The organism is Mesorhizobium bavaricum (assembly GCF_056781655.1).
This window is the reverse complement of sequence record NZ_CM165566.1, coordinates 4,676,079-4,697,820: the sequence shown is the minus strand read 5'-3', so window position 1 is coordinate 4,697,820 and position 21,742 is coordinate 4,676,079. Positions and strand designations below refer to the sequence as shown.

20 protein-coding genes, 1 tRNA gene and 1 pseudogene are annotated in these 21,742 nt (G+C 61.1%); 10 read left to right on the top strand and 12 right to left on the bottom strand.

Features of this window, described 5'->3' with window-relative positions; all coding sequences use genetic code 11:
- Positions 1–265: 265 nt before the first annotated feature.
- From AC1RZR_RS23080 to AC1RZR_RS23050, 7 genes are all read right to left on the bottom strand, one after another.
- Positions 266–2,776 (bottom strand): CAP domain-containing protein, encoded by a 2,511-nt coding sequence (locus AC1RZR_RS23080; RefSeq protein WP_481826088.1) that lies wholly within the window; start codon positions 2,774–2,776, stop codon positions 266–268.
- A gap of 487 nt (positions 2,777–3,263) precedes the next feature.
- Positions 3,264–3,611: a c-type cytochrome gene (locus tag AC1RZR_RS23075; protein ID WP_481826087.1), complete on the bottom strand. Its 348-nt coding sequence runs from the start codon at positions 3,609–3,611 to the stop codon at positions 3,264–3,266.
- A gap of 66 nt (positions 3,612–3,677) precedes the next feature.
- Positions 3,678–3,980 (bottom strand): hypothetical protein, encoded by a 303-nt coding sequence (locus AC1RZR_RS23070; RefSeq protein ID WP_481826086.1) that lies wholly within the window; start codon positions 3,978–3,980, stop codon positions 3,678–3,680.
- A gap of 381 nt (positions 3,981–4,361) precedes the next feature.
- The gene (locus AC1RZR_RS23065) at positions 4,362–4,577 is read right to left on the bottom strand and encodes a hypothetical protein (protein WP_477276708.1); all 216 of its coding nucleotides are present in this window, start codon (positions 4,575–4,577) and stop codon (positions 4,362–4,364) included.
- Positions 4,578–4,744: 167 nt separating this feature from the next.
- The gene (locus AC1RZR_RS23060; RefSeq protein WP_481826085.1) at positions 4,745–5,455 is read right to left on the bottom strand and encodes a pentapeptide repeat-containing protein; all 711 of its coding nucleotides are present in this window, start codon (positions 5,453–5,455) and stop codon (positions 4,745–4,747) included.
- A gap of 160 nt (positions 5,456–5,615) precedes the next feature.
- On the bottom strand, positions 5,616–6,101 hold the full coding sequence (locus AC1RZR_RS23055; protein ID WP_481826084.1) for a hypothetical protein: 486 nt from the start codon (positions 6,099–6,101) through the stop codon (positions 5,616–5,618).
- 296 nt (positions 6,102–6,397) lie between these two features.
- Positions 6,398–6,487: transfer RNA gene (locus tag AC1RZR_RS23050), tRNA-Ser, on the bottom strand.
- Between the two features lie 330 nt (positions 6,488–6,817).
- Between AC1RZR_RS23050 and AC1RZR_RS23045 the strand changes: the two are divergent.
- The 4 genes and pseudogenes from AC1RZR_RS23045 (at position 6,818) to AC1RZR_RS23030 (ending at position 11,138) form a co-directional block, all read left to right on the top strand.
- A pseudogene (locus tag AC1RZR_RS23045) lies at positions 6,818–8,061 on the top strand (septal ring lytic transglycosylase RlpA family protein).
- A 103-nt stretch (positions 8,062–8,164) separates the two neighbouring features.
- A complete protein-coding gene (locus tag AC1RZR_RS23040; RefSeq protein WP_481826083.1) occupies positions 8,165–9,331 on the top strand; it encodes a D-alanyl-D-alanine carboxypeptidase family protein in 1,167 nt (388 codons plus the stop codon).
- An 80-nt stretch (positions 9,332–9,411) separates the two neighbouring features.
- Positions 9,412–10,086, top strand: a complete 675-nt coding sequence (gene tmk, locus AC1RZR_RS23035; protein ID WP_477276659.1) for a dTMP kinase — start codon at positions 9,412–9,414, stop codon at positions 10,084–10,086.
- Positions 10,083–11,138, top strand: a complete 1,056-nt coding sequence (locus AC1RZR_RS23030) for a DNA polymerase III subunit delta' (protein WP_477276657.1) — start codon at positions 10,083–10,085, stop codon at positions 11,136–11,138. The genes tmk and AC1RZR_RS23030 overlap by 4 nt, the downstream gene beginning before the upstream one ends.
- Positions 11,139–11,293: 155 nt before the next feature.
- Here the strand turns inward: AC1RZR_RS23030 and AC1RZR_RS23025 are convergent, their stop codons facing one another.
- Entirely contained in the window at positions 11,294–12,160 is an 867-nt protein-coding gene (locus AC1RZR_RS23025; protein ID WP_477276655.1) for a hypothetical protein, read from the bottom strand.
- Positions 12,157–13,281 carry an aminotransferase class I/II-fold pyridoxal phosphate-dependent enzyme gene (locus tag AC1RZR_RS23020; protein WP_481826082.1) on the bottom strand — a complete coding sequence of 375 codons (1,125 nt, stop codon included), beginning with the start codon at positions 13,279–13,281 and terminating at the stop codon, positions 12,157–12,159. The genes AC1RZR_RS23025 and AC1RZR_RS23020 overlap by 4 nt, the downstream gene beginning before the upstream one ends.
- Positions 13,282–13,588: 307 nt before the next feature.
- On the opposite strand from AC1RZR_RS23020, the gene metG reads away from it, so the two are divergent.
- Genes metG through AC1RZR_RS23005 form a run of 3 tightly spaced genes read left to right on the top strand, consistent with a single transcriptional unit; the run spans position 13,589 to position 16,758 of the window.
- Positions 13,589–15,142 (top strand): methionine--tRNA ligase, encoded by a 1,554-nt coding sequence (gene metG / locus AC1RZR_RS23015; protein ID WP_481826081.1) that lies wholly within the window; start codon positions 13,589–13,591, stop codon positions 15,140–15,142.
- A complete protein-coding gene (locus tag AC1RZR_RS23010; RefSeq protein WP_477276649.1) occupies positions 15,142–15,936 on the top strand; it encodes a TatD family hydrolase in 795 nt (264 codons plus the stop codon). The genes metG and AC1RZR_RS23010 overlap by 1 nt, the downstream gene beginning before the upstream one ends.
- 3 nt (positions 15,937–15,939) lie before the next feature.
- Complete coding sequence (locus AC1RZR_RS23005) at positions 15,940–16,758, top strand: MBL fold metallo-hydrolase (RefSeq protein WP_481826080.1); 819 nt, start codon at positions 15,940–15,942, stop codon at positions 16,756–16,758.
- Between the two features lie 16 nt (positions 16,759–16,774).
- Here the strand turns inward: AC1RZR_RS23005 and AC1RZR_RS23000 are convergent, their stop codons facing one another.
- Entirely contained in the window at positions 16,775–17,536 is a 762-nt protein-coding gene (locus tag AC1RZR_RS23000; protein WP_481826079.1) for a GNAT family N-acetyltransferase, read from the bottom strand.
- 196 nt (positions 17,537–17,732) lie between these two features.
- A complete protein-coding gene (locus tag AC1RZR_RS22995) occupies positions 17,733–18,209 on the bottom strand; it encodes a RidA family protein (protein WP_481826078.1) in 477 nt (158 codons plus the stop codon).
- Positions 18,210–18,404: 195 nt separating this feature from the next.
- On the opposite strand from AC1RZR_RS22995, the gene AC1RZR_RS22990 reads away from it, so the two are divergent.
- The 3 genes from AC1RZR_RS22990 to AC1RZR_RS22980 all read left to right on the top strand — a co-directional run bounded on the left by AC1RZR_RS22990 (position 18,405) and on the right by AC1RZR_RS22980 (position 21,096).
- A complete protein-coding gene (locus AC1RZR_RS22990) occupies positions 18,405–19,100 on the top strand; it encodes a TetR/AcrR family transcriptional regulator (protein ID WP_477279829.1) in 696 nt (231 codons plus the stop codon).
- A 314-nt stretch (positions 19,101–19,414) separates the two neighbouring features.
- Positions 19,415–20,248, top strand: a complete 834-nt coding sequence (locus tag AC1RZR_RS22985; protein ID WP_481826077.1) for an SGNH/GDSL hydrolase family protein — start codon at positions 19,415–19,417, stop codon at positions 20,246–20,248.
- On the top strand, positions 20,245–21,096 hold the full coding sequence (locus AC1RZR_RS22980; protein WP_481826076.1) for an NmrA family NAD(P)-binding protein: 852 nt from the start codon (positions 20,245–20,247) through the stop codon (positions 21,094–21,096). Before AC1RZR_RS22985 ends, AC1RZR_RS22980 begins: the two co-directional genes overlap by 4 nt.
- On the opposite strand, the gene AC1RZR_RS22975 is transcribed toward AC1RZR_RS22980, so the two are convergent.
- Entirely contained in the window at positions 21,090–21,716 is a 627-nt protein-coding gene (locus AC1RZR_RS22975) for a TetR/AcrR family transcriptional regulator (protein WP_481826075.1), read from the bottom strand. The two genes, AC1RZR_RS22980 and AC1RZR_RS22975, sit on opposite strands and share 7 nt — an antisense overlap.
- Positions 21,717–21,742 lie beyond the last annotated feature (26 nt).

The window sequence follows — 21,742 nt, the reverse complement described above, 5'->3', positions numbered from 1 at the left end:
GAAATCCTATGCCCAAAGCCCGCTAAATTGGTACTGTATGTCGTGCATGCGTTCAACGCGGTTCTTACTGACAGGCTGAAATTCTGCTTAATTCACGTATGTACCGCCGCGCTTTGACGGTGGTTTCTTGTTGCGTACGAGCCGGGTAGTCCGTTGCCCTTGCGAGAATCTGAACGATCCAGTCGCAATTCTTGCGCATCACAAATTCTGAGCCATTGAGGAAGCCGGGTGGTTTCCTGCTTCTCATTGTTGGATGAGGCTTCCCTCACACCACGACGAAATCGGCGTTGGTCACCGCCAGGTTGGCGGCCAGCGTGGCGAAATGGGTGGAGCCGCCCGCGGCGTTGCCGTTGCTGTCGTAGGTGAGCCAACCGGTGTCGGTCTCGTAGATGATGTGCTGGCTGGCATTGGCAGCGGTGCCCGACGCGTTGGCGACAAACTGATCGGCCGTCAGCGTGCCGTTGCCGCCAAGCGCGGCAAAGATCAAATTGTCGACCTGGATGGTGTCGTCGACCACCGAGAAGTCGGTGATGGTATCGACATTGGTCGAGGCGTCGACGGCGGTGGTGAAGACGAAGCTGTCCTGACCCTGCGCGCCGGACAGCGTGTCGTTGCCGCCGAGCCCATTGATGACGTTGTTGCCGGAATTGCCGCCGATGATGTTGGCAATCGAATTGCCGGTGCCGTTGATGGACGCCGAAGTGCGCAGCTGCAGGTTTTCGAGTTCCTGGCCGGAGAGGTTGAAGCTGACATAGGCCTGCACATTGTCGGTGCCCTGGCTGATGGTCTCAACGATATGGTCGCCGGCGTTGTCGACATAATAGGTGTCGTTGCCCTGAGCGCCGCTCATCGTATCGGCGCCGCCCATTCCGTCGATGATGTTGTTGCCGGAATTGCCGTTGATGATGTTGGCAAGAGCGTTGCCGGTGCCGTTGATGGAGGCGGGGGTCCGCAGTTGCAGGTTCTCCAGATCCTGACCGGAAAGGTTGAAGCTGACATAGGCCTGCACAGTGTCGATGCCTTGGCCGATGGTCTCAACGACATGGTCACCGGCATTGTCGACATAATAGGTGTCGTTGCCCTGAGCGCCGCTCATCGTGTCGGCGCCGCCAAGGCCGTCGATGATGTTGTTGCCGGAATTGCCGTTGATGATGTTGGCGATGGAATTGCCGGTGCCGTTGATCGAAGCTGCGCTGCGCAGCTGCAGGTTTTCGAGTTCCTGACCGGAAAGATTGAAGCTGACATAGGCCTGCACATTGTCGGTGCCCTGGCCGATGGTCTCCACGACATGGTCGCCGGCATTGTCGACATAATAGGTGTCGTTGCCCTGTGCTCCGCTCATCGTGTCGGCGCCGCCGAGCCCGTCGATGATGTTGTTGCCGGAATTGCCGTTGATGATGTTGGCAATGGAGTTGCCGGTGCCGTTGATGTTCCCTGCGCTGCGCAGCTGCAGGTTTTCGAGTTCCTGACCGGAAAGATTGAAGCTGACATAGGCCTGCACATTGTCGGTGCCCTGGCCGATGGTCTCGATGACATGGTCGCCGGCATTGTCGACATAATAGGTGTCGTTGCCCTGAGCGCCGCTCATGGTGTCCGCACCGCCCATGCCGTCGATGATGTTGTTGCCACTGTTGCCGTTGATGATGTTGGCAAGAGCATTTCCGGTACCGTTGATGGAAGCGGAGGTGCGCAGCGCCAGGTTCTCCACCTCCTGACCGCCCATGTTGAAGCTGACATAGGCCTGCACATTGTCGGTGCCCTGGCCAATGGCCTCGATGACATGGTCGCCGGCATTGTCGACATAATAGGTATCATTGCCGATGCCGCCGCTCATCGTGTCGGCGCCAGCCTTGCCGTCCAGGAGGTCGCCTCCCGAGGAACCATGTATGGCCTGGGTGCCGTCGGTGCCGGTCAGCGTCAAGGCATTCGTGCCAAGTCCGACAATGGTCGAAATGCCGTTCACCGCTGTCACCGATACCGACGTGCGGATGGTCGATTGGCCCATCAAGTCGATCTTGGCGTTGAAGCCGGCAGCGATCGTGGCGGTGAGAACCACCGGCGTCACCTGATCGCCACCAGAAAACGTGATGGTTTTGAGACCGGCTGTCACCTCTTCGGAATAGCCGCCGGCGCTGCCGCCGGCCGTGCTCGGTCCGCCGCCAACGGAGACCGTTATGCCGGCGCGCCCTTCGCCGATCGAATAGAACTGGTCGGCAGTCACGGTGTCGTTGAAGGCGACACCGGTGAGAAACTGGCGGTTGGCGCCTGGCCGGCCAAAATCTTCGGTCAGCATCGTCGCGTTCAAGCCCTCATAGAGGCCTTGGGCCTGACCGACACCAACCTCCTGAAAGTCCGGATTCATCAAATTGACCCGGTGGCCACGGTCAGGGATGCCCGCATCGACAAACAGATCTTGATGGAGCTGCAGCGTCATCGCCGGTGTGAGAACGCCGGAAGTAGATCGAAACGCGATGTTTTCGCCGGCCCGATCGAAGCTGTAGCCAGCGGCCGTCATCCGTTCGAATGGATCGTGGCCGCCCAGATCGTCATGCGCGAAGTAGTCGTTGTCGATCATGTCCTGGCTATGAGCCCGCGCCACACTGAGCAGCGTATCGTTCATCGCCAGCGGCTGCTTCATGGCCGTGGAGATGGTCTCGTCGGCCGGGACCCCCTCATTGAGGCTGATGCCATATCGTGCGGCCTCCGCAGCAGGGTCGAGCCGCGCGCGATTGACCAGCTCCAGGACTGCCTGCTCGATAGCACTCTGATTGGCCATGGCCTTTCCCCATTCAGTATTGTCCGAGTATTATGTTAGGCAAAATATTGCCGAACACCAGTCGGCTCGGAGCGGGCCTGCGCAAAAAGCCTTGCCGCCAACGCGTGAACCGAAGCTGACATGGCTGACTGGTCGCGGGCATCCTCGACAAGGGCAGCTGGCCGACCTCGCCGGCGCATGTTCTTGTTGGTAGCTATTGATCTTGTTGCTTTTTCTTCGATTTTTCTGGCGGAGGAAGTGTCCGACAGATGCTTGATTGCGCCCGACTGGCGAGTTATGCGGGCCTTTAGGGCCGCCAACCAAGGGACTTCAGCCTCAATTGCGTGACCTCTAATATAATATAAACTTGTCCGAGCGGGGCCTTTCCCGCTGTCGCAGTGGCCGGTGCAGAGATGCTTGGGTGGGAGGCGCCCGCACCGGCCATCCCCTTGGGCGTATACCGAAGTCCGCCGCCCTGATTCCACATCGCTGGCCTTGGTTATACTTGTCACCGCGGAGCTTCGACGGTAATCTTGATCGCGGCATAGTAAGCCGCAACATTGGCGATGTCTTCATCGCTCAGCTTCTTGACGACGAGCGACATCATTGAACTCTTGCGCTCTCCGGCCTTGTAGGCCATCAGCGAGTGGACGAGATAGTCGTACTTCTGACCGGCGATATTGGGCGCTTCGCCGCCGACGGGCATAGCTCTGCCGAGGCCATCCTTGCCGTGGCACGATTGGCATTTCGCCATTACTTTCCCGCCGGCGATGCTGTCGCCTGCTGCTTGCGCAAATGACGAGGTGACCACGAGGGCAGTCAGGCCAGGGATCAAACCACGCATACTGTTGATCATCGAAGTCCTCCCATCGGTTGACGAACATATTCAATGTCTTTGCCATTTGCTCCCAGTTCGCGGCCTCTATAAGTGCTTGTCGAGCAGCGGCTCTGTACCCTTCGGCCGTCGGAACTTCCTCACCAACTCGACCGTAGTGGCTTCGACCGTGACACGCCCGAGCACCTGCACGGTGACACGGCCCAGACCCTCGTCGACAAAGACGACATCGCCCTCGAATCTCATCCTGTCGCCTGGCTTCGCCTTTGGATCGACGATCGAATAGGGATTGTTGGCCGTAAGGATGTGCAGGGTCACGCGATCGTCGATGCGTTTGCCCACAGTGGCGAAGATTGCCACCCTGTCACCGATATTGATTTCCCGCGCCATGGATAGATTCTGGCGCGGCGCGGCTGGCAGTCAAGGGGTTGCTAATATGCGCGACAGTAATCTGATCGAGCGCCGAGCGGCGCGTTCAAGACGGTGGATGACACGCCTTCAAACCCGATTTCTTCCGCAACCTCACGCCAGCGCCGCCGGCCACCAGCAGTCCGCCGCGTGCCCCCACGCGACGGACCTCCTGATGGGAGCGGCTACATCCCAAGGGAATCAACCGCTTGTAGTGTATTGTGAACTGCGGGATCGCGTTAGCCTATGGTGTGATCGCGCAAGTAGGTGCGGGTCGAGGAGATCACGCCGAAGGTGAAGAGGCGGTGATCAAACCGGCCAATGCCATACCGATGGCAATTTCCCTCCGAACCGGAATAGTTTTCAGTTACGGTTCGGCGGCTTGTAGCTCTCCCATCGCGATAGATGGGTCTCGATGTCGAAGCGGGACGCCTGGAAGTTGGTGCCGGCGATGACATTGGTTTTGCCGTCGATCAGCCGATACAACTCGTCCTCGACATCGTCGACAGGGTGGGTCGATCGCACCACCCGCAGCCATAGCGATCGTGCTCGATCGCAAACGTCCTTGACCCGGCTCATTTCTTCCTCCCGTGCTCGGTCGGTGCGTTCAAGTTGCGCCTGACCTGTGATCCCGTCAATGTCTTCGCATCCAGATCTCGTCGTCCTTCAATCGAGTTTCGCCAAAGCTTCGCCCCCGCAAGGGCGCGCTTGACGATTTCAGCCCCGGCAGCGACACGGCGCCGAGCCTATGGCTCGCTACAGGGCCAATCTTCAGGCCTCGTCAAGCCAGAAGGCAACTCGGTCCGGGCGTCTCCGCAAGCCATGTTGATCTGCCACTGGGATAGACCCGCCGAATTGGAAAGATCGAGGCCCTCGATACGGGTCAGAAAGAAAAAAGCGCGGTCAAAGTCTATCGGCGCGGTGAACGTCGCGCCTCGGAAGTCCGCCCGCGCGAGATTGGCAAACGAAAAGCGGCTGCCGCTGATATCGGCGTGATGGAACTGCGCTCGCCCCAATTCCGCCTTTGTGAAATCAACATTGGTCAGATTGGCGTCCTGGAAATTCGAGCGCTGCACTTCCGCGCTCGTAAACACAGCGCCCTGCGCGTCCAAATGGCTGAAGTCGGTCCTGTAGGCCTCGATTTTGTCGAACCGGGCGCCTTTGGCGGTCGAGTTGGCCAGGGAAGCACGCACAAGCGTTGCCTTCTCAAAATTTGCCGCAAGGAGATTGCTGTTCCTGAGGTCGGTCGAAGTGAAATCAACACCGATCAGGTTCGCCCCGCTCAGGTCCTGTCCTTCTAGGATGAGAAGCTTTTTGTCACAGTCCTGCCAATTGACGCCAGGCGTCGCGGCTGCGTCGCAATTTGGAGCGGCAGTGGCGTTCTGCCAAGCAAATACAATGCAAACCGCTAGAACCAAGCCGGATGTGCCGTAAGCTCTGGTTCGTCTCAAAGTCATTGTTGCTGGACCTCTGCTACTCGCCGACAATCAACCTTACCACATCTGCCGACACTCGAAAGCGACGGCATTTTGCCCGCTAATCCCGCCTAGTCCCCACAGCCAAATGAAAAGCCCGCCACCGTGAGGCAGCGGGCCAAAATGAAAACCGTTTTCGATTTCAGTAGTGGTCGGGCTGCTCTGCCATCTCCCCTGCGTCTTGCTCGCCGTCTTCGAACCACACAGATGCGACCTTCATGCTCAATCGCTGGTCAATATGGTTCGTCCAGCCAAGCGATGGCTCGCTGTCCTCCCATGTTTCGCCAAGCTGACCGCCTTGCGCCTCGTCGTTGATGTCGCCGCCATGGTCGTTTTCGGCCTCGCATTCGTCATGGCCTGGGAGCCTTGGGCGATCGCCCGCCCAATCCTCTTGCGAGCCGGTGCGCAGTTCAATGGCGCCCATCATTGGCTCGTCGTCGCCGCCGTCCTCGTGGTCGCTGTTGTCCTGCTCCCGGTCGTCTTCACCTATCGATGGCTCGGCGTCGGCGCCGTCTTCTAGATCGCAATCGGCTTCCATGAGATCCAGCGCCGTTATCAGGCTCATGGCGCGGTCGAGGTGATCGTTCAGGCGCTTCTGGACTGACTGGCGCCATTCGCGAGGGTCCATTCCCTTGGGCCTGTAGAGTGGGCGTGTGAGCGTTCATTGCCCGATCTCCCTCTGCAGCTGATCAATAACGCGGCCACCAGCGGCGCCCAGGGCGTTCGCGGCGCGCAGCAGTCGGCGTGCAAGGTGAAGACGCACGACGCGCGTGCGTAGGGCCGCTGCGGCAAGCAGGCAGGCATTTGGCGAGGTAGGTCATTTCCCTATCTCCTTCGGTTGCCTTTTCCTTGGGAAACGCATTGGGAAGGAGGCAAACGGCGCTGACAAATACCTTACAAAATCAGCCTATTAGGCCATAAATCTGGCGGAGGAAGTGGGATTCGAACCCACGGTGAGCTTGCACCCACGCCGGTTTTCAAGACCGGTGCCTTAAACCGCTCGGCCATTCCTCCGGCAGTCGCGGTCCACTGCTCTAGTGTGATCGGCAAAGACCTGTCAACCGGCAGGCATGTCCCAGTAGGAGCGGGGGAGGAGCCCTGCGGCAGGGGACGACATGACTTTCACGCAGCACGACGAAAAAAATCGTGACTTTTCAGGATGCTCAGCCAGGAGCCCCGCCACAATCTTGCCCGGTTCCGGCCACAATCGGTTAATACCGTGATAAACAATTCCTGCGCACAAAGGATCGGGGTTCAAGGCGTCGTTGGTTGATCGAGAGAGTGTGTTGGCTCCTCTGATGCTCAAGCGGCGTCTTGGCTGAGACTGTAGGGGACATCAGAAAAATGCAGGCTATGACGCGCCCGCGTCTTCGTCGCGCTGCTACCGTCGCGTTGTTGGCGGTCTCGGCTGCCTTGCTGGCGGCTTGCGCGTCGCAGCCTGAACCGAAAGCGATGGTCTACAAAAAGACCCGCTCCAAGGAATATTTCTCCGAATCCGAATATGGCGTGAAGGCAAGCCCGCGCGTGGCCTTCCGGGGCGGGCGTCTGCAGCGTGGCGGCGGCCGGGACCAGCTCGGCAAGCCCTACCAGGTCCGGGGCAGGTGGTATTACCCCAAGGAAGACAAGCACTACGCCAAGGTCGGTCTGGCCTCCTGGTATGGCGACGCCTTCCACGGCCGGCTGACCGCCAATGGTGAAGTCTACGACATGACGCATCTGACGGCGGCGCATCCGACCATGCCCCTGCCAAGCTATGCCCGCGTCACCAATCTCAAGACCGGCAGCTCGGTCATTGTTCGCGTCAACGATCGCGGCCCCTATCACGAAGGCCGCATCATCGATGTGTGGAGCGCGCTGCCCAGATGCTTGACTACGCCAACATCGGCACTGCGCAAGTGAAGGTCGAATATGTCGGCCGCGCTCCGCTCGACGGCGATGACGACCAGTATCTGATGGCTTCCTACCATCCCGGCAACAGGGCGCCCGATCCGTCGGATGGACTGCCGACCGGCGTCATGGTCGCCATGAACGGGCCGTCGCCGAGCCTGCCTGTCGGTGCCGCCGCCGTACCGTTTCCTGGCCAGCTGACCGATTCAGGCCAATCGACCGATTCAGGGATGGTTCGGCCGGTCATGTCTGCGCAGTCGCCTGCCTATGGCGATCTGGTGTTGCCGGATTTCGGCCCGATCGTGCCGGAACGCCCGGAGATCAACCTGCCGCCGCAATCGCCGTTTGCCGTGGCCTCGCTGTCCTATGCGGACGAGCGGGTAGAACGCGCCTCCAACGCCTTCGCAGCGCTCGGCGGCGACGGCATGTCACCGGCCGACGTGCTTCAATCGTGGAAGCGGCAGTCGCCATCGGCCGGTTCCGACTACGTAGCGGCGGGTTCGTTCGAGGATGCGGCGGAGGCCAGGCGCATTGCCGCTCAGCTTGCCGCATTCGGCAAGATCGAGATCCAGCGTTCAGAACTCGATGGCGAGGATTGGTATTCGGTCAATCTTTACCCCGATGGCCACCGCAATCTGGATGACTTGCTGCAGGCGGCCTGGTCGCATGGCGCGCCGGACGCACTGGCCGTGCGCAACTGAGCGGAAGCCAGTTCGTATTTGCGCAGCGCGGTTGATCCGCCGCGGAAAAAGCCCGATACTTTTTGCGGGCTTGCCGGACGTTCCGGCCAACGGGTCGAACATCATGCAACTGCGCTTGCTCCAGCCTTTCGCCGGGCTTCTGGTTTTTTGCCTGCTCTTGCTTTCCCTGGCTCCAGCCAGCGCGCAGCTTTTCGAGACCAAGGCCACGCAGGTCTTCATGATCGACGCCGAGACCGGGACGGTGCTGTTTTCGAAAGATGCCGACAAGCCGATACCGCCGGCTTCGATGGCCAAGCTGATGACAATGGAAGTGGTTTTCAACGCCATAAAGTCCGGACGCCTGAAGCTCGACGATACCTTCGTGGTCAGCGAAAACGCCTGGCGCAAAGGTGGTGCGCCTTCGGGAACATCGACGATGTTCGCCAAGCTCAAATCGTCGATCCGACTCGAGGACCTCATTCAGGGCGTAACGGTGCAGGCGGCCAATGACGGCTGCATCGTCATCGCCGAGGGCATGGCCGGATCGGAGGACAATTTTGCCGCGCAGATGACCGAACGCGCCCGCCAGATCGGCCTCAAGACATCGACCTTCGTCAATTCGACGGGCCTGCCGGCCGACGGCCAGCAGACGACCGTGCGCGAGCTGGCGCTGCTGTCCGTGCATCTGTGGCGCGATTATCCGGATTTCTATCGCTACTATGGCCAGAAGGATTTTACCTGGAACAAGATTTCGCAGCGGAACCGCAATCCGCTTCTGGCGATGGACATCGGCGCCGATGGCCTGGCGGTCGGCGCGAGCGAGGCGTCAGGCTTCGGCATCGTCGGTTCGGTCAGTCACAATGGCACGCGAGTGATCGCGGCGATGAGCGGGCTGGCCAGCGACAAGGAACGTGCTGAAGAGGCGCGAAAGCTGCTCGACTGGGGTGTTCGCTCTTTCGAGAAGACCGAAATCTTCGCCAAGGACGAGGTGGTCGGCGAAGCCCAGGTCTTTGGCGGCGCCAAATCCGGCGTGACGCTGAAGGCCAAGGGCCCGATCGAGATATTCCTGCCGATCACCAACCGCGACAAGCTGACGGCCAAGATCGTCTACAACGGCCCAGTTGCAGCACCTGTGGAGGAAGGACAGCCGGTGGGGGCGCTGCGCGTCTGGATCGGCGACACGCTGAGCCAGGAGACGCCGCTTTTCGCCGCCGAGTCGATCGGCGTTGGCACATTGCCCCAACGCGCGCTCGACGCCGTCAAGGAACTGGCGATCGGCTGGCTGCGCTAGCGCCGTCGGCATAGACGTTTCCCCCAACGCGGACTATCTAGAGCGCAATAACACCCGCAAGCATGGCAAAGGCTTTTCGATTGGCGCGCGGATTTTTCATCACCTTCGAAGGCGGCGAAGGAGCAGGCAAGTCGACGCAGATCGAGCGGCTGGCCAGGAAGATGCGCGCCAAGCGATATGATGTCCTGCTCACCCGTGAACCAGGCGGCTCGCCGGGCGCCGAAGCGGTCAGGCATGTGCTGCTTTCCGGCGCCGCCGAACCGTTCGGGCCGAAGATGGAGGCGCTGCTGTTCGCCGCCGCGCGTTCCGACCATGTCGAGCAGGTCATCCGGCCGGCGGTCGAACGTGGCACCATCGTGCTTTGCGACCGCTTCCTGGATTCCTCACGCGTCTACCAGGGCGTCACCGGCGGTATCGACCCGGCCTTCATGGATACGCTGGAGCAGGTCGCCATCAACGGCATGATGCCCGACATGACGCTGATCTTCGACATCGATCCGGCGGAAGGCCTCAGGCGCGCAACGCTGCGGCGCGGCGCCGAAGCAACCGCCGATCGCTTCGAGAAGGAGACGCTGGCTATCCATCAGGCCCGCCGAGAGGCGTTTCTGGCGATCGCCGCGGCCGAGCCGGAACGCTGTATCGTCGTCGACGCAGCCGCCGATCCCGACACGGTCGAGAATGTCGTCACCGCCGCGGTGTTCGCGGCGCTGGAGGAAAGAACGCCTTCGCGCAACAGGCAGGCAACGCCGGCATGATCTTCGAGCGCATCGCCCCCGAGCAGCACGACACGCTGGACGGCGTGCCCGAGCCATCCGAAACAGCCCGTCTGGTCGGACACAGGCAGGTCGCGGGGATGCTCACCGCCGCCTACCGTGCGGGAAAGCTGCCGCATGCGCTGATCTTCTCGGGGCCGGTCGGCATCGGCAAGGCGACGCTCGCCTTCCATCTTGCGCATCATCTCTTGAAGCACCCGGACTTCGCGCAAGCGCCGGAAAGTCTTGCCATTCCTGATCCGGCCTCGTCGCTGTTTCGCCAGATCGCCACTGGCGCGCATCCTTCGGTGCTGCATCTGACCCGCCCGCTCAACGACAAGACCAAGAGCTTCAAGACCGTCGTCACCGTCGATGAAATCCGCAAGGTCAGCCGCTTCCTGTCGCTGACCTCGCATGACGGCAGCTACCGGGTCGTCATCGTCGATCCGGCCGACGACATGAACGCCAATGCCGCCAATGCCTTGCTGAAGAATCTCGAGGAGCCACCGGCACGAACGCTGTTCATCCTGATCGTCCATGCGCCGGGCAGCCTGCTGCCGACGATCCGGTCACGCTGCCAGGTGGTGCGGCTGACACCGCTCGACGCCGACGAGCTGATGGCGGTGCTGGAAACGGCCGAACCGCCACCGCCGGACGACCCGGCGGCACGGGCGGCACTGGCCGAGCGGGCAGGGGGCAGCGCGCGCAGCGCGATCCTGCTGACGCAGTATGGCGGGCTGGAAATCGCCTCGACGCTCGATGCCCTGGTGGGTGCAAGAAAGGGCGATGTCGGCGGCGCGTTTCGCCTTGCCGAGGCTGTCGCCGGTCGCGACCAGGCGATCCAGTTCGACATCTTCAACCGCCGGGCGCTCGACCTTTTATCGGACGCGGCAAGCCAGGCTGCCCTGGCCGGCGATCTCGCCCGGGCCAAAACGCTGTCGGACACCTGGCATGAGGCGCTGGACGCCATATCCGAGACCGACACCTACAATCTCGACAAGAAGCAGCACGCCCTGACCATGATCGAGCGCCTGAACATCGCAATGCGGATGTGATGGTTCTTTGCGCAATCCGTTGGCCCAAAACCGGGGCCACTTTTGGCCGGCATGCACGGCCTTGGGATGGCTATCGCCATTCCGGGGAGGTTTGTCGGCATGGGCGGTCCGCTTTCAGGCGCCCGCCGTGTTCTCCTCCAGCAGTCGGATCGCGGCTATTCGGGGCGCCGTGCGTGCTGGCTCGCTCGCTGCACCGCGAGCGCGGCATCATACTTTGCGCGATTGGCCCAATAGATGGTGGCGAACAGCAGCGCCTGGTCGCGGAAAGGAACGTGATCCACCGTATCCGTGGCGGCCTCGGCTTCGATCCAGTCGGCGTGAAAGTCGGCGGCTCCCATCCTGTCGCCGCCGAGAGCCATCTGCTGGAAGCGATACATATGATCCTCGATATCGAGGTAGCGATCGGCCCAGACGATCGACCATTGCCGGTTTTGCATGGTGAATTTGCGAATCCAGCGCTCGCTCAGGTCCATGTCGCCTTCGGGTTTGGAATACATGACATTCCGACGCGCTTCGAGCAATGTGTTGGTGGCGACGACTTCATTTTCGCGCCACAGGAGCCGCATGGCCGGATCGTTCAGAAATCGGTCTGCGTAAATGGGATGAGGAAACGCGCTTTCTCTCAGCCCATCCATTTTGAAATAGACCAGCAGTTCGGAAGCCACGCTCGCTTCGAGTTCGTTGCGCTCCATCTTGCCGTGGAAAGCCTCGAATCCGATACCCGGAATGAAGGGCATGTGCGCGGCGTGCCAAATTTCGTGCAGGAGGTAGAGATCCTCGATGGCCGCAGCCGCATAATCATCCCGGCGCATCGTCAGCCCCCACCAGGTGCAGAAGTGCGCGCGCTCCAGGCGGTCGTTGGTGGTCTCGCAGCTGAAGCGCGGCAGGCGGGCGTACTGATTGACGATGCTGTGAATATAGCCGCCTTCTCGATGCGAGGATCGGAATGCTTCTGTTTTCCAGTGCACCAAGCAGTGAGCGTGGACATCGTCGCTCGTCACAAGCGGGATCAAATGTTTCATGAAAACGGCCCCGAATTCGGGCTCGCCATGCCGATCCGCTCCGCCATGCCTGGCGTCAGGCACACGCGTGGCCGGGCATCGATCGCGCCGGGCGCGCGCGTGAGATAGGAGACCAGTTCCGGATCGGCGTCCGCGCCTGGCGACGCCTGGGCAAGAATGAAGACGTCCGCCGGCATCAAGGTTAGGCCGAGAGCCTGGCCGGCATGTTCGGCTACGCTCTGTTGAATACTGGCGTAGCGGCGCGCCATGGCGAACACGTCGAACCGCTCCATGAGCCGGATCCCCAATTGCAGCGACGTCAGATTCTTGAACCATTGATTGCCAAAAAGGCCGAGATTCTCCGATCGGCAGAACACCCCGCCTATGCGGTCGTAGTAGGCGCCGAACGGCTTGGACAGGCTGATCACCACGGCGATCACGCAAGGCGCGTCGGCGAGGATCGTCTCTGCCGGCGGTTCGGCGGTTGCGCCGACATATGTCAGATCGAGGACAATTTGGGGCGGGTTCGCGCGCACGCTCAGCCTGCGCAGAAAGGCATTGGCCTCCGGCCACACCATGCCGTCTATGGCCGAGGGTTGGCTGAGACAGAGCAGGTCCTGGGGATCAAGGGTGTCGGCGACATCGCTCCAAGCGTGGCGCTCATGTTCCGTCACCGGAACGCCGCAGGCTTCCGCGTAAGCCTTGTAGCCTTCATACTCGCCCCGAAAGATCACAAGCCGAGGTGCAAACCGTTCGACCCGTGCGCGATTGCCGTAGTCGGAAATCAGGTGAAAAAGCGGCTCGCTTGCACCGGCGGTCGGATAGGTGAATGGAAAGTCAGCCGCGTTCAGAGGTACCATCGGCCTCGCCCAGCCGAGCCACGCGTCGAAGAACTGTCTGTGCAGCGCGTTCTGCTTTCCAGTCCAGGCATGGCGAAACTGATCGAGATAGGCGACGCGGATCGGATCGGGGCCATTTCCCCCGCTATTGCCGAACAACTCGGCCTTCACTGTTTCGATCTCCGGGCTGACGAGGGCGTAGACGGTTTTGCTCGCGCCGGCCTGACGCAAGCGCAAATCAAGGTTCTGTCGCGGATCGTATTGAGAGGTCGTGGCCATGCCGGTCTGCCTGTGCACCGCCACGAAACTACGGGATCGTGGCCTCTCTTTGCAACGGGTCCCACTGGGCGTGGTCTGCGGGTGTCAGCGAAGCGCTGCTGGCTGGAAACGTCATCAAGGCAGAACGCGCGATCCGGGACTTGGCATGAGGCGCTGGACGCTATATCTGAGACTGATACCGACAATCTCGACAAGAAGCAGCACGCCTGACCATGATCGACCGCCTGAATTCTGCAATGCGAATGTGACGGGGCCTCGGGATGGCAATCGCCGCCCCGATGCGATATCCACCGCCACGCCTTTCCATTCAGACATTCATGACGGTTCATTCATGTCACGCGACAAATTCTACATCACGACCGCGATTTCCTATCCAAATGGCAAACCGCATATCGGCCATGCCTACGAGCTGATCGCAACCGACGCGCTTGCCCGCTTCCAGCGGCTCGACGGCAAGGACGTATTTTTCCTAACCGGGACCGACGAGCACGGCATCAAGATGCTGCAGACCGCGAAGCGGGAAGGCATTTCGCCGCGCGAACTGGCCGATCGCAATTCGGCCGATTTCAAGCGCATGGCAGAGGCGCTCAACGCCTCCAATGACGACTTCATCCGCACCACGGAAGAGCGCCACTACGCGTCGTCGCAGGCGATCTGGAAGGCGATTGCCGCCAATGGCGACATCTACAAGGGCGGCTATGCCGGCTGGTATTCGGTGCGCGATGAAGCGTACTACGGCGAGGAGGAGACGGAGGTCCGTCCCGACAATGTCCGTTATGGGCCGCAGGGAACGCCGGTCGAATGGGTCGAGGAAGAGAGCTACTTCTTCCGCCTCTCGGCCTATCAGGACAAACTCATTGCGCTCTATGAAAGCCAGCCCGACTTCATCGGCCCGGCGGAGCGTCGCAACGAGGTGATGAGCTTCGTCAAATCCGGTCTGAAAGACCTGTCGATCTCGCGCACCACCTTCGACTGGGGCGTGCCGGTGCCGGGGGACGAAAAGCATGTGATGTATGTCTGGGTCGACGCCCTGACCAATTACATCACCGGTGTCGGCTATCCTGATGAAAACGCTGATGATTGGCACTTCTGGCCTGCAGATGCACACATCATCGGCAAGGACATTGTTCGCTTTCATGCGGTCTACTGGCCGGCCTTCCTGATGTCTGCCGGCATCCCGTTGCCGAAACGTGTCTTCGGCCACGGCTTCCTGTTCAACCGCGGCGAGAAGATGTCGAAATCGGTCGGCAACGTCATCGACCCGTTCACCATGATCGAGCATTACGGGCTCGACCAGGTGCGCTACTTCTTCCTGCGCGAGGTGCCGTTCGGCCAGGACGGCAGCTACAGCCATGAAGCGATCGTCAACCGCACCAACGCCGATCTTGCCAATGGCCTCGGCAATCTGGCGCAGCGCTCGCTGTCGATGATCGCCAAAAACTGCGGCGGCGTGGTGCCGCAACGCGGCACCCTGACGAATGAGGACAAGGCGATCCTCGATCAGGCAAGCGACGTGCTTGCCGTGGCGCGCAAGACCATGGCGGAACAAGGCATCCATCTGGCGCTGGCGGCGATCTTCGGCGTGGTGGCGGAAGCCGATCGCTACTTCGCCGGACAGGCACCATGGGCGCTGAAAAAGAGCGATCCGGCCCGCATGGAAACCGTGCTGTGGACGACCGCCGAAGTCGTCCGGCGCGTGGCATTGCTGTGCCAACCCTTCATTCCGGGATCGGCCAACAAACTGCTCGACCTGCTGGCGGTGACCGCGGACAGCCGCGATTTCGTGCATGTCGCGGCAGACCATGCGCTCGTCTCCGGGGTTGCGTTGCCTGCGCCGGAGGGGCTGTTTCCGCGTTACGTCGAACAGCCGGACGCGGACGCCTGATGCTCGTCGACAGTCACTGCCACCTGGATTTTCCAGATTTCGCCGAGGAGCGGGCGGCCATTGTCGCCCGCGCCAAAGCGGCCGGTATCGGCCGCATGGTGACGATCTCGACGCGCGTGAAGCGGTTTCCACAAATACTTGAAATCGCAGACACTTTCGACGAAGTCTTTTGTTCGGTCGGCACCCATCCGCACAATGCCGCGGAAGAGCTGGACGTGACCTCGGCGGATCTCGTCCGTTTGGCGGCCCATCCGAAGGTGGTGGCAATCGGCGAGGCCGGTCTCGACTATTTCTATGACAAGGCGCCGCGCGAGGCACAGGCGCAGGGGTTTCGTGCCCACATCGCCGCGGCGCGGGAGACAAGGCTGCCGCTGGTCATCCATTCACGCGATGCCGATGATGACATGGCAGCCATTCTGGAAGACGAAACAGGGAAGGGCGCCTTCCCCTTCATCCTGCACTGTTTTTCCTCGGGGCGGCGGCTGGCTGAAATTGGCGTCGCGCTCGGTGGGTACGTGTCGTTCTCGGGTATCCTGACCTTCAAGAACTCGGCCGAGTTGCGCGCCATTGCCGCCGATGTGCCGCATGATCGCTTGCTGGTCGAAACCGACGCTCCCTATCTGGCGCCCGTACCGTTTCGCGGCAAGCGCAATGAGCCGGCCTATGTCGCGCACACGGCCAAGGTGCTGGCCGAGACGATTGGCGTCAGCGAGGCTGAAATCGCTAATCTGACGACGAACAATTTCTTCCGTCTGTTCGGCAAGATGACACGACCTGCCGAGCAAAGCGCCTGAACGATGACTGACCGGCTGCGCCTCACCATTCTCGGCTGCGGCTCGTCGCCAGGTACGCCGCGCATCACCGGCGACTGGGGCAAATGCGACCCGGATAACCCGAAGAACCGGCGCATGCGCGCCGCCGCACTCGTCGAGCGGATTGCCGCGAATGGCAACCGCACCAGCGTCGTCATCGACACCGGGCCGGATTTCCGCCAGCAGATGCTGCTGGCCTCGGTCAGGCGCATCGATGCGGTCGTCTATACGCATCCGCATGCCGACCATATCCATGGCATAGACGATCTGCGTGGTTTCGTCCTCGACCAGCGCCAGCTGATCGATATCCATGCCGATAAGCCGACGATGCTTCGACTGCGGGAAGCGTTCGGATACTGCTTCGAAACGCCGCAAGGCAGTTCCTATCCGCCGATCGTCAGGCCGCATCTCATCGACCACGCCAAGCCGGTGGTCATCGAAGGAGAGGGGGGTGCCCTCACCCTCGAGCCACTGCCGCAGGTCCACGGCGACATCATATCGCTCGGCTTTCGCATCGGCGCGCTCGCCTATTGTCCCGACATCAGCGATTTTCCCGATGCCACCGTCGAACGGCTGCGCGGCCTCGACGTGCTGATCATCGACGCACTGCAGTACAGGACGCATCCCAGTCATTTGTCGCTTGGCGAAGCGCTGGAATGGACCGAGCGATTGGCGCCAAAACACGCCGTGCTAACGCATATGCACGTGCCGCTGGACTACGCCACGGTGATGGCCGAGACACCTGCCAATGTCGAACCCGCCTATGACGGCATGGTGATAGAAATGCCTTATGAGTCAGTATGATAGGAAGGAATTTTCATCACAACGCTGCGCTCCTTGAGCCAAACATGAACAGCGTTCCGATCCGCTCATAGCCAACGCGAGGGTATAGAAGCGCCCCCGTGTGGGTAGCGGTCAGCACTGAGCATCTCGAACCATGGGCCTGATCGTCCCACAACATTCCGAGGAGCAGCGCCTGGCCGATGCCACGGCGCCGGTGCGTGGGATCGACAAACATGTCCGCGCACCAGCTAGCGCCGACAGCGTCCACGCTGCGCACACGCCCAACAATGTCAGCTCCGTCGATTGCCACATACTGGCGGAACGGAGCGTCATCGCCGAGCAAATCGTCCGGGATTGGCTGCCTGCGCGTGGTCTTTCCCAACCGCGCTGCCAGGTCAGCTGTGCGCACGCGTTCGATCGAAATCGCAGTCGGTGGCGGCTTTGGAACCTGGCCCAATTGCCGCACGAAAAAGCCTTCCGTTCCGAGCAGCCGATAGCCGAGTGCCTTGTATGCGCTTCGCGTCGGCTCGTCCGGCTCCGCTGTCGCGATCATGGCGCCCACATAGAATCTTCCGCGCGCGTGCTGGCGAGCAATCGCGTCGACATCCTCGGCAGCGACGTCATACGCTATCCATTCCTCCTTGCGGTAGTCGCGAGGGTTCTTGCGCGAAGCGTCGCGCATCAACCACACAGGCCCGACGCGACTTGCCTCGTAGGGAAAGGTACGGCTTTTGCCGGCGCTGTGTCCGTGCACGAACACTTCGATCGCAGACTCAATCGCTTGGTTTGACCTCGTCATCGCAGCAGCCTAGCGTTGCCGGACGGATCAAGGCAACACGCCGGCTGGCATCAAGCCAATGAAAAACATCGGCAATTTCCAGCTTCAGCCCAATGTGCTAGTTCCATAATCTATCTTATGCGACTTTTGTATGCCGTTGTCGGCGACGCGCTTGACCCGTTTCATTTCGAGCGATCGGGCCAAGAGCGCCACCCCGCTACTCCAGAATGACGGTGGCTTCGACCTCGAAGAGCATGGGGTCGATTGCAAGCTTGGGAACCGGGATCAGCGTCTGCGCCGGCAGCGCCTCGCCGAACATTTTCCTGACTGTCCTGGTCAACACCTCAAGCTTGGACATGTCGTGGTCGACCACGAAGACCGTGAGTTTGGCGACCTGGTTCGGTTTCGCACCGATCCCCTCAAGCGCGGTGCGCAGGTTCGCGTATGCCTGTTCCACCTGGACAGCGAAGTCGGGCGACAAGGCTCCCGTGCTGTCTTGGCCGCCCTGCCCGGAGATGTAGGCTACGCGGCCTCCGCGGGGCGTGATCACCGCCGTGCTGTAGCCATTCGGCGATGGGTCGTAGAGGTTTTGTGGATTGACGATGGTCAGCTTGAGATCATTCGCTGTCGTCACAGTGGGAACTCCCATGATGATTAGCCCTCCGATAAGCAGATGCTTGATTGCGCGTGACATGATTTTCTCTTGGCTCTGCGGACGGCGAACAACGTGCCCTCGCGGCCGGCATGATTGAAATGAAACCACATCGTCCATACGATGAATCGTGCGATGTACGAGTTATCGTATGGTACGTCGTACGAGTCAAGCCACAAGATCGACATTCGTCGCGTTGCCGGTCAATATCGACGCTCTGAACAGCGAGGAACACGGATGGCAGCCAAGCGTAGCGGCGCCCAGAGCAAACGGTCTCAACGGATCAGCGGGACGCTCCAACCCGCGCAGGTGGCGAGCGATGAACCGGCTCTCTCTCGGGAACGCATCGTGGCGACTGCGGTGGAACTGCTGGACGCCCAAGGTCTCGACGGTTTGACGATGCGTCGGCTGGCCGATCGCCTCGGCTCTGGCGTGATGAGCCTGTATTGGCACGTCGACGACAAAGAGGATGTCTTTGATCTGGCGCTCGACTCGGTGCTCGAATATCGCGGGCCGCCGCAAGCAGTTGAGTCTCAAGACTGGCGCGGAGACGTCGTCCATGTGCTCGAAGACTGGCGCACCAGCATGCTGCGCCATCCTTGGTCGGCATCGCTGTTGCCGCGCCGGGCGCTCGGCCCGAACATCCTCGGTCGCCTGGAACTGCTGAGCAAGACCTTGTCCAGGGCCGGTGTGGCGGACGCAGATCTAAACGTCGCGATATGGTCGCTCTGGAACTATGTGATGGGCGCCACCATCACCCGGGCGAGCTTCGACCTCTCGAACAAGGACAGGGCCGCCGCGCAGCAGCGCCTTGAGCGTCTTAGCGGACGCTACCCGGCAATCGAACGCTCCCGCCTGCTGTTGGATGACGATTGGGGTGGCGCTTTCCGCAAAGGCCTCGACTTCCTGCTTGATGGCCTCTCTCCGAGATAGTGAACTGTCCTTCAATGGCTCCCAATCCCTCGACCTGCAGTACGACGCCCTGTGCGCCGCCGGCGTTGGACAGACAACATCTATGAGGATCGCGCTTCCGGAGGGCGCGATGATCGCCCCGGTCAGGCGTGTTCTCGGCAAATTGGAGAGGAGGTCCAGCGGTGTCCACGCCGGAACCTGATGAAGACTCCGGACTTTGCAAATTTTATTAGCACATTCATACCTTTAGCGAGCCGGAAACGCGAGTAGCAGCGTACCTGAGGCGCGGTTATTTTATCACCTTACGCAGATGCATCCCGGTGCGAGGTGAATCGATGTCGAACGAACAGGTGAACTGGCTCTTGAAGGTCATCCAACCCGAGCGGAGCCTGGCATCCCTCCCCGGAGGCGCCAATTTCGACCAAGACTCTCATGCCGCGCTACTCGGCCTTCCAGCCGAGATCTATGCGGCCGAACTTGGCCGCTTGCAGAGGGAGGCCTCGGAAGCGGCCGGCGTCCTGCTAGCCAACCAGGCTGTTGGATTGATGATCGATCGTTTGCCCCTTCGGAACGGAGCCAACATCGTGACGTTCGGCGACAGCCTGACGTCTGACCCACAGTCCTGGACGGTAATTCTGCGGGAGATGCTGAAGATGCGCCGGGGCGCCGACAAGATTTCGATGACCATCAGCGCTGTGGCAGGTGAGACGACCACCCACGGTCTCGTCCGGTTCGGAGAGATTGCCAATGCCCAGCCGGACTGGGTCATCTTCCTGGTCGGCACCAACGACGCGCGCACGCAGGGTCCGCACCCCACCAAGACACTCGTCCATCATGAGGAGACCGCGCGCAACATTGCGGAGCTGCGTCAACGCGTTGCCACAGAAACCAAGGCCCGCACCATTTGGATCACTCCGCCGGCGGCCAATGAGGCGCAGGTTGCAGCGCATTGGGGCCTTTCCAGATTCGGGGTTCGGTTCCGTAACGAAGACTTGGGACGAGTAGCCGAGATCGTCCGCAACGGCGATGCGCCGGTCATCGACGCCTTCGCTTCGCTGGGCAGCCCGCCTCCTTCCGATCTCCTCATGGACGACGGATTGCATCTCACTCTGGCAGGCCAGAAGCGAATGGCGCTCGAGGTGATCCGTGGCTGGAGCGCACTCAAGTGAAATACCTCGTCTTCGGAGCAACGGGCAACATCGGCTCGAGGGTAGCTCAACGCCTCATCAACTCTGGGGCGCGCCCGTCCGTTTTCGTTCGCAGCGCGAAGAGAACCAAAGCCCTCTTCGGTGACCAGGTCGACATCCATATCGGAGACCTCGAAAACCCAGGCCCTTCTTTGGCCAAGGCGTTGGTTGGAGTCGACGGGATACTCCTTGTCACTGATGGATCGGATCTTGAAAAGCGAGATCGCGCGGTCTCCTTCGCTGCCGCCCACGCAGGCGTCGGCCATGTGGTCAAGCTCTCTACGCTAGACGTGCGAACCGGGATCGGCACCGGCCCTTGGCACGCACAGGGCGAGGATGCCATTCGGGAGAGCGGGGTGGCATTCACGTTTGTTCAAGCAGCCGGATTCATGTCCAATGCGCTCAGCTGGTCGGAGTCCATCCGCCGAGAGGGCGTGCTGCGCTCGTCGACGGGTGGGGGCAAGATCGCATTCATCCATCCAGACGACATCGCCGCCGTCGCCACAGCCTCGCTAACTACGCGCGACTACCAAGGTCAGGCGCTTGCGATTACCGGCCCTGAGGCGCTGTCGTATAGGGAGATGGCGGTGGCGATAGGCAGAGCCATCGGCAAACCGGTTCGCTTCGAGGAAATAACGGACGGACAGGCATACGCCCGCACGGTCGAATGGGCCGGGAGAGGCGCCTATGCAGATGCTCTCGTGGACATCTGGCGAGCGGTGCGCGAGAGCCGACTTGATACGGTGACGGATGGCGTCAAGCAGACAACCGGGCGGGAGCCAATCCCGTTCGATCAATGGGCCGTCGAGAATGCGTCGTCGTTTCAGTAATGCTTCGGTGCGCCACCCTGAAAGGAATTCAAGTAGACCAGTACGGTACGGATTGCCTCGCTCTTTGCGCCAGCGCGCGAGAGGGGCGCATGCGCTCCTCCGTGCACGAGCGATTCCACGATGCGGGGCAGGACAAAAAGCATCCGCTCCGCATTGTCGCTGCTGTACCGCTCCGGGTCGTCGGCGCGTGATAAGACTTGTCCGAAGGTCTGATGCAGCGCCTTCCTGAAGCTGAGAGCGCTCTGCGGAACAGCGGCCGCGACAACGTCGTGCAGGTCGGCACCTTCCGCGTGCGCGTCCACTAGGCCCAAGACGAGTTCGCGCGCGAATTCCTCCAGCGGAGCCGAGGCGCAGTCAGTCGTCGTCTGCTTGATGACCCGCCGCACCTCGTCGACGTGTCGGTCGTGAAGGGCTGTGAAGATCGCGCGCTTGTCGGGGAAATACTGATACAGCGATCCGACGCTGACGCCGGCGGCCTCCGCAATGCGATTGGTGGTAATGGCCTGGGTCCCGTGGCGCTTGGCCACAAGCTGGACCGCGCTGAGCACGAAGTCGACAGTCTGGCGCGAGCGTTGCTGCTTCGGCTTGCGCCGCGTAACGGTTCCTTCGGCGGTCTGCATGCTGCCTTGCTGTGGCTGGTCGCTGG